Consider the following 15,952-nt stretch of genomic DNA (forward strand, 5'->3'; position numbering starts at 1 on the left):
GGCAATGGTGCAGACGGTGCATTTGCGCAGGCCAGGTACGGTGGAGGCCGGGATGGTCAGCGAGCGGCGAGCCGGCGAGGGGCCACGGCCTGAACCGTGACCCCATCCGCTTTGGACGTGCCTACTCTGTTTTCCGATAGGCGACGGGGGGATCGATCGACTCGTCGTATGACGGCGGGTAGGGGGCCCCTGCTCCGTCCTCGTACTCCGGCGGGTAGTAGCCGGCGTCTGCCGGGTGGTCACCCCAATCTGCGCCGTCGTCGTGGCTCGGGGGATAACCGCTGCCCCAGTCGTCCGAACCATCGTCGTGACCGGGACCGTCCGGGCCCCCCACGATGGCCTCCTCCCAGCAGTCCTCCTCTCCGATTCCGCTGCCTCCACCTGCGTCGATACCTTCGCTGTCTCCACCGGTGACGGGACCGTCGTCGCTGCCGCCCGACCCTGTGCCGATCGCGTCACCGGCGCCTCCGGCCACGGAGCCGCCTGCTCCGCCTGCACCGCCGCCACTGCCGTCGCTCTGCCCGAGCAAGGCGCCGGTTGCCTGCAGCGCCGTGGTGACGGGCTGGAAGAGCGTCTCGCCCCCCGAACTGCAGTCGCCGTTGCCGCCGGAGGTCAGGCCGACGGCAGCGGTGCCGGAGTAGAGCGGGCCGCCACTGTCGCCCTCCTCAGCGCACACATCCGTTCCGATCAGTCCGGAGACCGGCCCGTCGCCGTAGTTCGCCGTGACATCCAGTGCCGTCACGGTGCCGCCATGCACGCCGGACGCGCCGCCGCTGCGCAGCACCTTCATGCCGACGACGGCTGGGACGGCCTGAGTGATCTGCTGAGTACCACCGTTGTGGAGATCCACCGAACTGGGCGGGCTCGTCTGCGAATCGACGTATTGCACGAGCGCGTAGTCGCTGCCGGGATACCGACGGGCCGCGACGGTGCCTTCGCCTGCCTCGGTGTGCCAGGGCCCCTCACCGCAGTGGCCTGCGGTGAGAAATGCCGCCGCGCCCCGGTAAGTGACGTTGAAGCCGAGGGAACACAACGACCCGCCGCTGGATATCTCGTCACCCCCGTCCGCCGCGAACTTCTTCAGCGTCCCGGCCGACCGCTCAACGGTGACCGCGTCCCCCAATGCCTCCGTTGCCGATGCCAGTTGGCGCCACTTCGTCCCCACAACCGTCTTGTCCGCCGTGATCGAGATCTTGTTGGTCCTGGTATCGACGGACCAGTAGGTGCCCGGAATCGCGGCCTTGCTCCTCAACTTTTCATTCACGTCGTCGAGTTGCGCCGCGCTGTACTTCACCACCCTGGCGACGGCCCCGTCCTGCGTGACCCTTGCTGCGGCGTCGTGATCAACTACGTTGACCACGAGCTTGCCGGTGGAGCCCTCGTAGTACCAGCCGGCCGACTTCTGCTTCCCCAGGTCGCCCGCGAGTGAGTACCCGAGCCGCGCGGCTACTTGGAGAGTGAGAGCCTTATGGGTCGGTGCTGGTTCCGAATCGGCCAAGGCCGCGGGGAGCAGGGTGGCTGCCGCGCCAATGCTGAGTACGGCGCCGGCGAGGATGACGCCGGTCTGCTTTCGTTTACGTCTGTGGTCCAACTTGCCCATCTCCAACGGACCGGCTGTCGAGGTGGCTGGTCCTGCCACCGGGGGCGGTGAACGCCTTCCCGTTCATGGATGAGATCAGATGAAGGGCGCGGACAGAGGTGACCGGCGCGGCCCCCTTCGGGCTCGCCCGGAGATCCAGCGACTGCGTCCCTGGTGCCGTTCCTCGCAACGGACGTCATGGAGGAGCGGCAAAATCTGCGACCAAGCCCGCTGCTTTACCTTTTCTTTGCTGATGTGCGGCTACGGGAGGCGGGGAGGGCGCCGATGCCAGTGAGGTGATGGGCAGGGGGAGTCAGCCCCATGGCCCGCGCTCTACTCCATTGCTTGACCAAGCGCAGACGCAGGCGCGCACATTTCGTGTCCACATGGGCTCTTCGTGGCCAGTGGAGAGCCGACCTCAGGAGGTCTCGGCCTCCAGGGCGCGCCGCGTGTTGATCCCGTACACACCGTTCGCGTCGCCCTCCACCTTGCGGCTGGCCTGGTACGAACTGACCGCGCGCGTGACGTTCCTGTCGTACACGCCGTTCACGGGGCCCAGGAGATAGCACAGACACAGGGATCTCTTGAGACGTCGTTGCAGGTCCTCTACCTCCGGGCCCCTGGCCCCTTCGCTGAGCACGGACACACCCCGGCTCCCGCCTTCCGCGCTGCCCGCACTCGACTTCTCGGCCGCTGTGGAGGGTACGGAGGGTGCCGCTTCGCCCTCCTTGGTGCCGCGCTCAGCAGGGCGGGCTCCGCCTCTGGCAGCTCCGTCGGGTGATGCCGCGCTGCCGGGGCTTCTGCGCGCGCCTACTGAATCCTCATCGGCAGCGGCGGAGTCCTCCAGGGGTGGCCTGCCTCCCGGCGTCCGGGACGGCTCACCCATGTCGGCCGGTGGACTCGTGGCCTGGACGGTCGGCGCGGGGCTGGTGGGCGAGCTGTCACGGGTGCTTCCGGGGCCCCAGAGCGCGCAGACGACAAGGGCACCTGTACTCGCAAGTGCGGCGGCGGCGACCCTTTCGTTCTTGCCTCGCCAGTCGAGGCGGAAACGGCGCCGACGCCGCAGGTCGGCCTCCACGACATCGTCGGGGCCCGTGTCCCAGACCATGGGGGTGTCCCGCGGCGAGTCGGAGTCAGCCGAACCACATTCTCCATGGCTGGGTGAGTCGTCGTCGTGTCCCTGCTGTGCCGCGCCGCCGACGATCGGCTTGTGCTCCGCATGCGGCGATGCCGGGAGGTCCGGGGGGCCCGGATCAGGGCGGTCGGGCAGGGAGGGGGCGTTCCCAGGTTCGGCCGTAGTGGCCTCGGGCCTGGAGGGGCCCTCATCGGGGGCGTGTGCCGATGTCAGCGTGCCGAGTACCGACTCGAAGGCAGCCCGTACCGCGTCCTCCGGACTGAGCGCCGGGCATAGATGTGTGCGTTTCGGATCGAGGGCCGTGCCGCAGGTGGTGCACTGCTTTGTCGCCACTGGCAATACTCCTTGAGGGGTGCCCCTAGGGATGCGCACACTCGATCGCCCGGGGCCGGAACCGGCGGAGACCGTCGCTGCCACACGTGTGCCGCGAGGGTTGCCTGCCCCGTGCTTGGTCCGGATGAGGCGCGGGCATGGTGAGGTCCGCCGATGCCCGAGAAAAGGGCCTCCCGGGGGGATCTGGATCTCGCATCCATCTCTCCACTCGGAAGGCCCTCGCGCCCCGGCGGAGGCGGTCGCCCTGAGGTGACCACGACCGCGCGGTTTGGCGGCGTCCCCGCCTGCGCAGATGTCGGCGGTCATGCCCTCGTCGATGCGCCCGCTACGTCAGCCGAAGCCGGCGGCGCTCTGCGTTTTGGTTTCTGTCGCGGCGTGGTGAGTCGCGGTGTCGTGACGAGAAGTGCGGTTGCACATCGGGTGCTCCTCAGAATCGCAATTACGGTGCGGATCGATGATGGCGGAAATTCGTGCCGAGGATATTTCCGGTTGCCTTTTGTGCTCCGGGGGGCTGCGAGCTTCACGAGCGAAAGCATTCATGGGGGGTCTGCTATCCGGGGAGTCTCAGCGTGAACCAGACCTTCTTGCCGCCTTGCATCGGCTCGGCACCCCACTTGTCAGCGAGTGCCTGAAGCAGTGCCATGCCGCGGCCGTTCTCGTCATCGCTGGCGGCCTGGCGCATACAAGGCAGATGCTCGTCCGGATCCCCGACCTCGATGAGGAGCTTGCCGCATGTGAGGGAAACGGTCAGTCGCAGCGTGGGAGCCGAGTCCTCGTGCCCGGTGCCGCGAGCGTGCTCGACCGCATTGCCCAGCACCTCTGAGGCGAGCAGCCCGGCGGTGTCCGTCAGTGACTCCAGGCCCCAGGCATTGAGGGCGACCTCCAGACGGTGCCGCAAATTGTGGACCGAGGCAGGGCCGGCATTCGGAGCGGTGATTCGCAGTCGCGTGCATTCCTCGCGTTGCCTGCGCATCATAACGTTCGTGATCATCTCCTGCTACCCTTCCCGAGTAATGGAAGCGGTACATCGAATGTCATCCGAATCCAGGCAAAGAAACATCCGTAGGCCCTACCTACCGACTACGCAATCGAGCGACTAGGTAGCCGTGGACCCCAGGACCACAGGTAGGGGACAGGCACCTGTTGTTACGGTAGGTAATTGTTTGATGACGGAAACCCCACTGCGCTCGAGGGCGTCCGTCGGCCGCGTGGTCAGGCGCGCGAGTCTTGCCCGGCTGCCCGTATCGGCAGGTTCGGCTGTGCGCCGCGGCTCCGGCGAGCGCCCATGTCAGCGGTTCCTGACGGCGCGCACGCAGAGGCGCCAGGCGTCCGCACCGGTCCAGCTGCCGAGGTCCTGAAGAAGCCACCTCGGCATGGGCGGCCACGCGCTTGCAGGAGGGAGACCGCGCCCCCCGCCCGGCAATCAACCACTCGTTGCCGATTCGAATGGTGCGCCAGCGTTTCTCGTACTTGAATCACAAACATTCGACGCCGGGGCACCGACCGGCCCAAAGGCCGGCGCTCGGTCGGGAGAGCTGCGGAGAGCACCACTGGGCACGCCTCGGCGTGAAAGTTTGTGACACGTACGCAGAACGAACCCCGATATTCGGCATCCCGGTTCGTATTAAGCGACGGTGGCCAAGATCGGAGCCTCAGCCACTGCTAGACAGGGAGCCGCGCCGCCGCCCGGACAAGGAGCGCGGAGCGGAATCCGGTGACTCCCCCAGTCGGCGGCCCGGACAGGCCTCATCGCGCAGCCTGTCCGTAGCGGCCGAGCGTCGGATACGTGGAATCCGCACCCCGGTCCTGGCGGCGGCGTCCATACGCCCATATCCCGCCGGTGGACTCGGGATGGGCGAGGCGACAGACCACGAACACGGAGGCGACGGTGGATCCCCAGAGCCGCGGAGTTGAAGATGACGGCGCCGGACGCCCCACTTTGGCAGGCTCCCGGTACGGGACGCCACAGTCCGCCTCCGAAGTCGAGGAGACCGAACCCACCGACGTCGTCCAACTTGTCTGTGGACGCTTCCAGCTCACCCTCGATCCGGTCAGCGGAAGCGAGGTCGAGCTGCGTCATCCGAGCGCGAACATACCTGACACACCGCACAGGACCTCAGGCTTGCCTCGGGCCGACGATGGACCTGACGGAATCGACTTCAGGATTCGCCAGGCGCCGTTCCTGGGACGCCGGGAGGAGCGGGAACGACTGCGGCGGTTGCTCACGCACGGGCGTTCCGTGCGCCTCACCGGGCCCAACGGCTCGGGCCGTACGGCTCTGCTCGAGGCTGTGGCCCGCGACTGTGCCGGCATCATGCACGACGGAGCAATACGCGTCTGTGGCCGTGGCCGGAAACCGGACGAGCTGTTGCACACGCTCTTCATGGCCGTCTTCGACTCCCCGTCGTACCGGCCGGACGATGTCACCCTCCGGGCCAAGATGTGTGACATCCAAGCGATCGTCGTCGTCGACGACCTGGAGTTCGGCGGCGACGCGCTCGAAGGGCTGCTCGCGGCGACGCCCGAGTGCACCTATGTGCTCGCCGCCACACCGGACGTTCCTGCGCCGTCCGCCGACTCGCGTCTGGAAGAGATGTTCCTGTGCGGCCTCGACCGGCACTCAGCGCTGGAGTTGCTGCATTGGATCATGGATCGCCCGCTCACCCCTGAAGAGAGCACATGGGCGGGGGACGTCTGGTTCCAGAGCGAGGGCTTGCCACGGCTGCTGGTGCAAGCAGGTGCAGTACTGCGGCAGCGTGACGTGTTGCGGGGGCGGCTCCGGGACTGTGGCCGGACTGAGGCCCCCACTCGCGGTGCGGGACACACCCGGTTGCCGAACCCCCTGCACGGCCCGGCCCTCGCCGCTCAGCTCACGTCACGGCTGAGCGATGCAGCATGTGAAGCGCTGCGCTTCGTCGTGGCCCTGGGCGGTGAGGCACCGAGCCAGGCCCAGCTTCCGAGTCTCATGCAGCAGGCCGGCACCGGCGGGGCACTGGGGGAGCTGGTGAGCTGCGGGCTCCTCACGCCCGTCGGTCTCGGCTACCGACTGTCCGAATCCGTCGCTGCTCAGTTGGGATACGGGCATGCGATGCGGTCCGTGGCGCATGCGGATGTCGCCGCCCGCCACTACGCCCTGTGGGCCCGGATTCCCTCGGTCGATCCCCCGCGGGTAGCGGCGGAGGCGGAGGCCATGCTGGGAGCCCTGAAGACTCTCACGCAGGCCGGCGATCCCAGTTACGCCACGACAGCCGTACGCCTGGCCCGATCCGCCGCGCCGGCCCTGGCGGCGAGTCTGCACTGGGACTTCTGGGAACGTGTGCTGCGGTCCGGTCAGGACGCCGCACGGCTGACGGGCGAGGCCGAGCACAGGGCGTACTTCCTTCATGAACTCGGGGTTCTGGCGCTGTGCCGTGGAGATGTGGACCAGGCATGCGCCGACCTCGAGACAGCTCGCGAAATCCGCAGTGCCCTCGGCGACGCCCCCGGCACGATCACCACGCTTCGGGTGCTCGCCCTGGTAGCGGATCTCGCAGCCCGTGATGCTGGTCCCCTCCGGGATTCAGGGCAGGGCGGCCACCATGCGGACCGTGTCCAGGAGCCGACCCCGTTCCCTGGGGAGGACGGTGATCCTCTCCCGCTGGACCGCCACCCGGAAGAGCCGCTCACCACGTGGGCCGCACCACAAGTTTCCCCACCTGTCTCCGCCGCTGAGGGTGAGGTGCCCGGCCGGCCCGCCGGTGGGGCCCGGCGCAAGGGTCTTGCCTGGGGGCTGGGTGCGCTCTTGGTGGTCGTGGTGACCACTGGCTACGTGCTCTCGGTGACGTCGGACAGTGGTGGCTCACGTGAGAGCGGTACGACGGATCAGCCGAGGGACCAGGACCTGGGCGGGTTCCCTGGTCTCGATCCGGGCGGGCCGGCGGACAGCCCGCCCGGGTGGCCCGGGCCTGTTGGTGGCCGGGGAGGGCTGTCCGGCACGCCGCAGGGCACGACACAACCGGGCGACGGCGACATGGCCGACCCGTCAGCCACTGACCCGAGTCAAGAGGCCATGAGCGGCACGTCGGGGCCGTCCGAGGCGGGGTCCTCGCAGTCACGGCCGTCATCGAGCAGCGGTACGAGTACAGGTGGGTCACCTGGCGGCGGGGGTGCGGCCGGAGGCAGCGGTGGGGCCGGCGCCACCGGAGGCGCTGAACCGGGCGGTACGGGCACGGGTGGGGCGATCACCGGTGGAACCGACTCTGGTGGCACGGCCATCGGTGGCACTGACTCAGGTGGCGCTGACTCAGGCGGTACTGAGTCGGGAGGTACTGACTCAGGGGGCTCTGACTCCGGCGGTACGGAGTCCGGCGGCACCGTCATCGGTGGTCTGGACGTCGGCGGCACCGACACGGGCGGTGGTGACCTCGGTGGCGCCGATGGAGGCGGGATGAACCTCATGTCTGGTCTGTTCCATGGGCCGGCTGCCGCATGCCTCGGGCTGTTCGGCAGATGACTTGACTTGGATCACGAACACCCTGAGCCCGCTGTGTGCGATCCAGCGCGGTGAACTCAGGCACGTGTCGTCGTCCGAAGAGAATCACCTCGTGGCCCGTCCGCCGGCGATGCCTGCCCACGCACAGGCCGCCCGACATGGCAGGTCAGGGGTGTGTACCGGCGCGGCTGACAGCAGTCGACGCCAAAGTTGAGAGAGGAAGGAACGCACATGGCAATGGCATGCATCACCACCGATCGAGGTCGCGGGGACGGCAGAACCGTGACGGCCGTAGTCGTCACCGCCTTACTTTCCTGCGTGTCCCTGATCGGTTCCGCCATCCCCGCAAGCGCCGACGGTCAGCGGGCTGTCGTCGTCGACGACATGTACGAGACGAACGCAGATGTCTACGCCGCGATGGAGACGTGGACGCCCCTGAACACCGCGGAAAGCGTCATGGGCTACCCGAAGGGCCTGGACAGGGACGCGAGCGGCGGCGTCAAGGCCGTCCACCTGGCGGACGTGAGCAAGACCTATGACCCCGAACAGGCGATCAGGGACGCCATGAACGCGGCGCAGCAGTACGCCGTCGATGTGAGAAACCCCGAGCACCTGCGCGTGAGCGCCCAAAGGCTCGTCGACGGGTGGCCTGGAGGTACGAAGCACTCGCAACACGACATCCGCCGCCACACCAAGGACGACATCGTCCCGTCGGGCGGACAGACGGCTGAGCAGTACTGCGGCATGACGAACACCGACGCGAACCATCCCGCGTACGGGCAGACTGCGCCGTGCGTCTTCGTCGGAAAGCTGGATGAGCGGTATCCCGTGCGGGGAGCCAGCGTTGCCATGGCGGGACAGGGAGAGCTCACCTACAAGGTCGCCGCTGCCGTCACCGACGAGAAGAGCGTGACGGAGGGCTGGTCGGCAGGCGGCGCGATCACACCCAAGCTCATCAGCAAGGACCAGGCGGAGATCGGGGCCGAGGCGAGCTTCACCTACAGCTACGCCTCCACCTCGGTCACCCGGTTGCAGAGCACCCTGGAGACGTCAGTGAAGATCAACGTCCCTCCAGGCAAGCGCGGCTACTTGGAAGGCCGGGCCAACGGCGCCTACTACACCGGGTACATCGTGCTCCGTGACATCGATGCCGACAACCACGAAGCCACGGCGGCCATACCGGCGCGAGTGTATGTTCAGGCGCCCTTCACGACCACGCCGGTCACCTGGTTCAAGCGGCTGACGTCCGCGTAACGGCCCGACAGGGCCTGCGCGTTCATGAGGTGGCTGCCGGCATGCGACCCCCGGCAGCCGTTCGATGATTTGGAGGCCGCTCGCCGCTTCCACAAGCGCCTTGTCGCCGCTCACCAGGTGGGCGGCGGCAAGCGGGCCGGCCCCCGCGTACACCTCCCTCTTCGGCCTGCCTCGATTGCCGGGCCTGTCGCGGCCCTCGCCTCGATCCTGGTGGCGTCGCATCTCAGGGCCGATCTGTCGACCAAGGCGCCCAGTCGCGCAGGGACCGATGGGAGCCCCAGAGGTAGGTAGCCGCATCGACGAGCATCACGCTGTGGTTCGAGGCCGGATCGACACATACGTGCACTGTGCTCTCCTGCATCTCGTCCGCCGTAGCCGACCCGACGCCCTCCATCAGTAGTGTCAGGGACCGTGGTGTCTGCACGACGGCGACAGTGATCCAGAGTTCCTCGGTCGAGTTCTCGGCGCTGGAGGCCAATGGTGGCGGGTCGGTCACGAGCTCACATACCAACAGTTCAGTGGTGTCGGACAGTGGGGTGCACGCATTCCACTCCTTCAACACCGTCCGAAGGGTGTGGCGGATGTGCGGCACGGCATCGAGCGAGGTGCGAAATGATACGAGCACACAATCGCGAGGACCTGAGTCCCATCCCGGGGGCGATACCTCTATGTGCGAAACCGCTTCGCCCAGAACCATTTTGGGCGGGACGTCCACAGGCATGGCGACTCCTTCGTGCCGCGGCTCAGTAGGGTCTGTGTCCGAAGTCAGCCGCGCGGGCGCCGAGATGGCCGCGATGTACCTGGCGGTCGATACGAGGTGAGGCCGTCTCCCATATGCCGCAGCATCCACGCGACAGCCGTTGAGCCGTGCTGCGAGCTACTTGCTCGTCCAGGGAGAACACCCAAGGTCCAGGAATCATCACGACTAGAAACAGTCCTGCGTCAACGGCTTCGATGAGTTCTTCCAGCCGCGGTTTCGCCGCGCGGGAGGGGCAGTCATTGTCCAGGTAGATGAAGGGTTCGGGCATGCCCGCGCTGCGGGCACAGTTCCGCATCACGATCCGGTTCTCCGCCATGTCGGTCGGGTCATGCGGATAACAGCGGAGGTATCCGGCCACCTTCGGCAGAAATACAGGGGCGATGAAGGCTGTCATGGTCTGCACGCTCCGTCCGGACGCATTCGCCTGTCCGTGACATTCCCCCGTCACCACCTGAAAGGGGGATCTCAAGGTATACATCAGTGACCTTTGGAAGTGGAAGGTATTTGGACGCCGGGCTCACGACCGTGGGTGTGCACCGATTCTGAAGGTCCAGGACTGCCTGTCCCCCTCGCGTCTCCCCGTACGCGAAGCAGGAGCGAGTGACCGCTCGCGGGTCGAGATTCGTCCTGCCTGCCGTTGGGTGCCAAGGCTAGTGCGCCTGGTCCGACCCAGGAGATCGACCGTCCCCGGACAGGCCGAGCAAGTGATTTGACCACCTGCGTGAACGCGGCCTCGGGGTCGATCCCGTGTACCGGGTGCTGGACCTGTCACAGCCGACGTACCTCGCCCGCAAGAAGAGGCCCAAGCCCGCCCGCACCAGGCCCCTTGTTGATCCGGAGCCTGGTTGCAGAGGAGCGCGCGGTCGGGTGCTTCAGAAAGTCAGCTGTCGAAGACGTCACCGCCCGAAGCCGCCTCCACGGTGGGACCTGTCACGGGCGTACGCAATCAAGGCGCACAAGCCTCATCTGCGAGTGAACTGCGCACGGCGGCGGGACCGGCCTGCCTCATGCCGCTCTCAAGCCTCTAGCCGCTGCTGCACCACGGAACACGCGTCCGGCATCGGCCTGCGGAGAGTCACAGAAGCGCCGGCCCGGCGAGGCCCACGCGGCCCCTGCCCGGACACGCCGATGACCTGAGGAGCAGGTATGCGCCGCATCACTCGACCGACCACATACAAGGCTGCCGCCATCGCCGTGCTGGTCACAGCCTCACTCATCGCCTCTGCACAAGTGCACGGTGAGGAAGTAGACATGGAGGTTCCTGCGGTACTCAAGACCTACACGCATCGGTCTGTCGCCGAGGGCGTCGACCTCTACGAGAAGGTGGTCGCCCGGAAAGACGGCGATCCGGGGTCGGGTCTCGACATCAAGGTCGCCATCGTCGAGCCCGGCTTCAAGGGCGCGTTGAAGGCAAGTTACGGCAGCACCGTCGCCAAGGCCGAGAAGGTGACCGAGACGGCGAAGGCGGAGAACGCCCTCCTGGCGATAAACACAAGCTTCTTCGTGTACCACAACACTGCGGGCTTTGAAGGAGTGCCCGTGGGGATCGCAGCCTATGACGGGGAGCTTCAGAGCGCCGCGCGAGATGGGCAACCCGTCGCGATCATTGGCGCCGGGGGGCCTCTCGGTGTCGAGTTCAAACGACTCCGCACCGAGATCACCGTTGCGTCGGATGAAGGTTCCAGCAGGGCGACGGCGGGCCGCACTCCAGCATTGAGAGCCATCGACGGAATCAACCGCTATCCGGGCATCAGTCGTAACTGCGAGGGGGTGGAGCACCCGACCCAGACCAGCGTCAACATTGTGTGCGACCGGAGCGATGACCTCGTCGTCCTGACCGACAAGCTGAAAGCCTCCCCTGAAGACTTCCAGCACAGGGGCAAGCTCAGCGGCAAGGAGATGGTCGAGGTGCTCCTCGATTCGTCGAGCAAGGTAGTGACGCTGAGCAAGGTAGTGACGCTGACCAAGACCCCGACGTGGGATGTGCCGGCAGGATCGACGCGACTCGTCGGTGTGGGCGCCGGCGCGGCATGGCTGACGTCCCACGCCAAACCCGGGTCACGCCTGAAGATCGACACCAAGATCATCGACATGGACTGTCACCCTCATGAAGGCGGAGCCCCTGCCTGCGAGCCAGAAGTCAAGCTCGGCAAGGGCATGGGCATGGTGAGTGGCGCCCCGATGCTGGTCCGTGACGGGAAGGTGGACATCGACTACAGCAGCTCCGCCAAGATGAAGAAGGACTGGGAGACAGCGCGACACCCACGCACCTTCCTGGGGGTCGACAAGGACAAACGTGTTCTGCTGGCAACCGTGACCGGGGATCGCGAGAGCAGCAGAAACGGCTACGGGCTCCAGGAGGCCGCCGAACTCATGCGGGATCTCGGGGCCGTGAACGCGATCAACTTCGACGGAGGCGGCTCGACGGCGATGGCGCTGGAAGGGAAAATGATCACCAAGCCCTACCTTGGGATCGAGCGGCCGGTCGGCGATGTGCTTCTGCTCACCGAGGAAACGGAGAGCGGATCGACCTCGACGGCACCGGTGCCTTCCGCCCCATCTTCGCCTGGGGTCACCGGCGGTCTGGCGGTCGCGGTTCCTGAACCGGATGGCAGTTCTCAAGACAGCGCAACGTGCAGTGCTCCCGCATGGGACGCGCAGGGCATCTACATAGGTGGCCAAGCTGTCTCGCACAACGGCAGCACATGGCGCGCCAAGTGGTGGACCCGAGGCGATGAGCCGGGGGCCACTGTGGACAGGTGGGGTAACAGGAACGATCCCGAATGGGGGGTCTGGCAGAGAACCGGTTCCTGCTGAGGATCCGACGCCCGAGGCGCCTCGGGCGTGGATGAGGACCGAACAGCCTCAGGCCCAGGAGCGTGCGTCCTCGTCACGGCCACCGCGATGCGTGGCTTACGAGTCAAAGTTGTGTGTCAGGTACAGATCCGTGTCGCGACTCGCGAATACGTAGACGTGTTCGTCGCCAGACGCAGCGATGAATGTGAACGCTCTGCGATAGTCCCGCGCAGCAGGGCTGAACTGTCCGTGCGGCGCACCGAGGGCGAGGGGAAGCCGGCCTCAGGAATGGACCTGAACCCACTCGAAATTTCAAGTGGATGACATCAAGGGGAATGATGAAGAGAACATTTCGCCGTGCGGTGGGGGCGGTCGGTACAGCCATGCTCGTGCTCGCCGGATGCTCGGCCGGGTCGGATGCAGACGATGCAGACGGCCCGGTGACCATGACCTTCTGGGGGTGGGCCGGCGGATACGCCGAGGCCGTGAAGGAATTCAACAGGACCCACCCCGACATGAAGGTCGAGTTCCAGCAGGTGGTTCCTGGAGTCAAGGGCGGCTACCAGAAGATGCTGAACGCGGTGCAGGCCGGTGACGCCCCGTGCCTCGCCCAGGTCGGATACGAGTCCTTGCCCAGCTTCGCGGCCCAGGGCGCTCTCACAGACGTGTCCACGTACGCGAGTGCCGACAAGGGCGACTTCCAGTCAGCGGCTTGGCAGTCGGTCTCACTGGGCGAAGCGGTCTACGGCGCACCGGTGGATGTGGGACCCATGGCCATGTTCTACAACAAGAAGGTGTTCGATTCACTCGGGCTGAAGCCCGCGAAAACCTGGGCCGAGTACAAGAAGCAGGCGAAGAAGATTCGCGACTCAAAGCCCGGCAGATTCATCTCCTCGCCCTACCTGAACTACGACTACGCAGGGTTGGCGTGGCAAGGCGACGCAGGCTGGTTCGCCACCCAGGGGGACGCCTGGAAAGTGACGATGGATTCCAAGGCCAATGAAGGGGTGGCAGATTACTGGCAAGGCTTGACGGATGACGGTTTGATGGGGAAGGCGCCCATGTACGACCAGTCCTGGTACCGGGGCCTGGGAGACGGAAGCATCGTCACCGTCGTCGGCGCGGCCTGGCAGGCGGGCGTCATCAAGGGCGGCGCGAAGGACGGAGCGGGTGACTGGGCCGTCGCGCCCCTGCCGCAGTGGAAGGCCGGTGAGGAGCGGGTGGGCAACGCCGGCGGATCCTCCACCGCGGTCCTCAAGGGCTGCAAGTCACCCGAGTCCGCCTGGACGTTCGCACACTGGTTGAGTACCGACAAGAAGGCTTGGGACGGGCTGATCACCAAAGCCTCGCTGTATCCAGCCGCGAAGGATCTGCTCAGCCTTCCGCAACTCAACGCGCCTGACCCGTACTTCGGGGGTCAGAACATTCACCGTGTGTTCGCCGAGGCAGCCCCGAAGGTAGGTACCGACTGGACCTGGGGGCCGGTGATGGCCAAAACGGTAGCCGACTTGGACGACGGGCTTTCCAGGGCCTGGGCCGGCAAGGGAACCATCCCTGACGCGCTGCGGACCGCGCAGGAGAAGACGCTTGCGGAAATGAAGAGTCAGGGCCTGAGGACGAGCGAATAGAGCTCTCGCAGAGGTGGGCCTGCCGCGTTCGAGGCAGGCCCACCTCCGGCCGTACCGAGGAGAAAGAACATCTGTGACGACACAGCACTTGGCGGAAAGTGCGACCGCCGGACCACACGACAGTCGGCGGTCGAGCCGACCTGAGCAGGGCATCGCACGCACCAGACGCACAGCGCTCCTGTTCTGCGCGCCGTTCGGCCTGTTCTTCCTGGCGATGTACGTCGCTCCGATCGTCTACGCGATAGTGAGCAGCCTCTACGCCGTCAAGCGCACAGGGCTTGGGCTGACGCCCCCTGCGCGGGTGTTCGAACCATGGACCAACTTCACTCAGGCTTTCGCCGACAAGGCTTTTCTGGCATCGCTTGGGCGCGTCGCCCTGTTCGCCGTGGTCCAGGTTCCCCTCATGCTGCTGCTCGCGCTGGGGCTCGCGCTGCTGATCGACTCCGGTTCGGCCCGCGGCGGAGCGTTCTTCCGCCTCGCGGCCTTCATGCCCTACGCGGTTCCAGGAGTCAGCGCCGCACTGATCTGGTCCTTCATGTACTCGCGCGAGTCGAGCCCCATCAACCGTCTGCTCGAGCCGTTGACAGTGCAGATTCCGTTCTTCGACGACGGGGTCGTCCTGTGGTCCGTGGCCAACATCGTCACTTGGAGCTGGACCGGCTACAACATGATCATCATATACGCCTCGCTTCAGGCGATCCCCCGCGAGATCCTGGAAGCCGCCAGGATGGACGGCGCCTCGCCGCTTCGCATCGCATGGAGCATCAAGGTTCCGGCCGTCAAAAGCTCCCTCGCCCTCACAGCGATCTTCTCCATCATCGGTTCAGCCCAGCTCTACAACGAGCCCGCTGTGTTGCAGCCCGTTTCCAGCGGGTCGGTGTCCTCGACCTTCACACCGATCATGTCGGCCCAGGCAGCCGTCGCCGCGGGCAACTACCCCTATGCGGCGGCGCAGTCGGTCATTCTCGCCGCGCTGGTGGGAGTGCTCTCATTCGCTTTTCTCAAGCTGACTCGCAGAGGTGAGGTCACGTGACCGCGCACAGAGACACACCTCCCTCGCGGAGCCGGCTCGATGCCAGGGCAGCGAGCCCAGGTGTCGTCATCGGACTCCTCGTGATGTCGACCGCCTACTTCCTTCTCCCTCTCTGGTGGCTCGTGGTCTCGGCGACCAAGCCGTTCGGGGAGCAATTCAGCGGCAGTGGGCTGTGGTTCGACGGCTTCGAGCTCTTCCACAACATCACCCGGCTCACGGAGCAGCAGGGCGGAATCTTCTGGCGCTGGATGTTCAACAGCCTCATGTACTGCGGTGTCGGAGCCGCACTGGGAACCCTTCTGTCCGCCGTGACAGGCTACGCCCTGGCCAAGTACCGATTCCCGGGACGCAACGCCATATTCGGGGCGGTCCTCGCCGCCGTGCTGGTGCCGAAGATTCTTTTCACGCTGCCGCTCTACCTGATGTTCTCGGGCATCGGCTTGATCAACAATCCACTCGCCGTGCTGCTCCCCAGCATGGTGAGCCCTTTCGGGGTCTACATCGCGCGCGTGTTCGCGGAACAGTCGATACCCGATGAGATCATCGAAGCGGGTCGGATGGACGGCGCCGGCGAGGTCCGTATTCTTCGCAGCATCAGTTTGCCGACCATGCTCCCCGTACTGGTCACCATTTTCCTCTTTCAGTTCGTCGAGATCTGGAGCAACTACCTTCTGCCGGCCATGGTCCTCAGCGACGACTGGTTGCAGCCGGTCGCCGTCGGGCTGGTCGGCTGGAACGCCAGCCACATCGCGGTACCACCGGCCCTGGTCGTCACCGGGTCACTGGTCTCCGTGGTCCCCCTGGTCGTGGCATTCATCGCCCTTCAGCGGTTCTGGCGTGCGGGCATGACAACGGGCGCGGTGAAGTGACTGATCGTCCGACATGTGTGTGGGGGGATGACTCATGACGTCGACGCCGACGGGCGCCCGGCAGAACTCCGACCCGTCTCAGACCACCCAGCTC

The 15,952-nt window shown here is 66.2% G+C and carries 11 protein-coding genes; 6 read left to right on the plus strand and 5 right to left on the minus strand.

What is annotated here, in order from left to right; genetic code table 11:
- Window positions 1–121: 121 nt before the first annotated feature.
- The 3 genes from ACHBTE_RS15305 to ACHBTE_RS15315 all read right to left on the minus strand — a co-directional run bounded on the left by ACHBTE_RS15305 (window position 122) and on the right by ACHBTE_RS15315 (window position 4,038).
- Window positions 122–1,600, minus strand: coding sequence for a S1 family peptidase (locus tag ACHBTE_RS15305; RefSeq protein ID WP_394724370.1), 1,479 nt, complete (start codon window positions 1,598–1,600; stop codon window positions 122–124).
- A 397-nt stretch (window positions 1,601–1,997) separates the two neighbouring features.
- Window positions 1,998–2,225, minus strand: coding sequence for a peptidoglycan-binding protein (locus ACHBTE_RS15310; protein ID WP_394724352.1), 228 nt, complete (start codon window positions 2,223–2,225; stop codon window positions 1,998–2,000).
- 1,372 nt (window positions 2,226–3,597) lie between these two features.
- The gene (locus ACHBTE_RS15315) at window positions 3,598–4,038 is read right to left on the minus strand and encodes an ATP-binding protein (protein ID WP_394724353.1); all 441 of its coding nucleotides are present in this window, start codon (window positions 4,036–4,038) and stop codon (window positions 3,598–3,600) included.
- A gap of 1,248 nt (window positions 4,039–5,286) precedes the next feature.
- Here ACHBTE_RS15315 and ACHBTE_RS15320 point away from each other — a divergent pair.
- Window positions 5,287–7,539 carry an ATP-binding protein gene (locus ACHBTE_RS15320; RefSeq protein ID WP_394724354.1) on the plus strand — a complete coding sequence of 751 codons (2,253 nt, stop codon included), beginning with the start codon at window positions 5,287–5,289 and terminating at the stop codon, window positions 7,537–7,539.
- A 216-nt stretch (window positions 7,540–7,755) separates the two neighbouring features.
- Window positions 7,756–8,772, plus strand: a complete 1,017-nt coding sequence (locus ACHBTE_RS15325) for a hypothetical protein (protein ID WP_394724355.1) — start codon at window positions 7,756–7,758, stop codon at window positions 8,770–8,772.
- Window positions 8,773–8,995: 223 nt separating this feature from the next.
- On the opposite strand, the gene ACHBTE_RS15330 is transcribed toward ACHBTE_RS15325, so the two are convergent.
- Together ACHBTE_RS15330 and ACHBTE_RS15335 are read right to left on the minus strand one after the other, a co-directional pair.
- A complete protein-coding gene (locus tag ACHBTE_RS15330) occupies window positions 8,996–9,493 on the minus strand; it encodes a hypothetical protein (protein WP_394724356.1) in 498 nt (165 codons plus the stop codon).
- A 22-nt stretch (window positions 9,494–9,515) separates the two neighbouring features.
- Entirely contained in the window at window positions 9,516–9,926 is a 411-nt protein-coding gene (locus ACHBTE_RS15335) for a hypothetical protein (RefSeq protein ID WP_394724357.1), read from the minus strand.
- A gap of 752 nt (window positions 9,927–10,678) precedes the next feature.
- Here ACHBTE_RS15335 and ACHBTE_RS15340 point away from each other — a divergent pair.
- From ACHBTE_RS15340 to ACHBTE_RS15355, 4 genes are all read left to right on the plus strand, one after another.
- Window positions 10,679–12,349, plus strand: a complete 1,671-nt coding sequence (locus tag ACHBTE_RS15340; protein WP_394724358.1) for a phosphodiester glycosidase family protein — start codon at window positions 10,679–10,681, stop codon at window positions 12,347–12,349.
- A gap of 362 nt (window positions 12,350–12,711) precedes the next feature.
- Entirely contained in the window at window positions 12,712–13,956 is a 1,245-nt protein-coding gene (locus tag ACHBTE_RS15345) for an ABC transporter substrate-binding protein (RefSeq protein WP_394724359.1), read from the plus strand.
- 73 nt (window positions 13,957–14,029) lie between these two features.
- Window positions 14,030–14,989: a carbohydrate ABC transporter permease gene (locus ACHBTE_RS15350; RefSeq protein ID WP_394724360.1), complete on the plus strand. Its 960-nt coding sequence runs from the start codon at window positions 14,030–14,032 to the stop codon at window positions 14,987–14,989.
- An 83-nt stretch (window positions 14,990–15,072) separates the two neighbouring features.
- Window positions 15,073–15,858 carry a carbohydrate ABC transporter permease gene (locus tag ACHBTE_RS15355; protein WP_394724361.1) on the plus strand — a complete coding sequence of 262 codons (786 nt, stop codon included), beginning with the start codon at window positions 15,073–15,075 and terminating at the stop codon, window positions 15,856–15,858.
- The last annotated feature ends 94 nt before the right edge of the window (window positions 15,859–15,952 follow it).

The organism is Streptomyces sp. M41, from assembly GCF_043673425.1.
In the GTDB taxonomy this organism is placed as follows: Bacteria; Actinomycetota; Actinomycetes; order Streptomycetales; family Streptomycetaceae; genus Streptomyces.

Excerpts from the sequence above, each read along its gene's own strand:
- ACHBTE_RS15335 (WP_394724357.1), bottom strand. The coding sequence starts at position 9,926 with ATGACAGCCTTCATCGCCCCTGTATTTCTGCCGAAGGTGGCCGGATAC.
- ACHBTE_RS15345 (WP_394724359.1), top strand. The coding sequence starts at position 12,712 with ATGCTCGTGCTCGCCGGATGCTCGGCCGGGTCGGATGCAGACGATGCA.
- ACHBTE_RS15355 (WP_394724361.1), top strand. The coding sequence starts at position 15,073 with ATGTCGACCGCCTACTTCCTTCTCCCTCTCTGGTGGCTCGTGGTCTCG.
- ACHBTE_RS15305 (WP_394724370.1), bottom strand. The coding sequence starts at position 1,600 with ATGGGCAAGTTGGACCACAGACGTAAACGAAAGCAGACCGGCGTCATC.
- ACHBTE_RS15340 (WP_394724358.1), top strand. The coding sequence starts at position 10,679 with ATGCGCCGCATCACTCGACCGACCACATACAAGGCTGCCGCCATCGCC.
- ACHBTE_RS15330 (WP_394724356.1), bottom strand. The coding sequence starts at position 9,493 with ATGCCTGTGGACGTCCCGCCCAAAATGGTTCTGGGCGAAGCGGTTTCG.
- ACHBTE_RS15315 (WP_394724353.1), bottom strand. The coding sequence starts at position 4,038 with ATGATCACGAACGTTATGATGCGCAGGCAACGCGAGGAATGCACGCGA.
- ACHBTE_RS15325 (WP_394724355.1), top strand. The coding sequence starts at position 7,756 with ATGGCATGCATCACCACCGATCGAGGTCGCGGGGACGGCAGAACCGTG.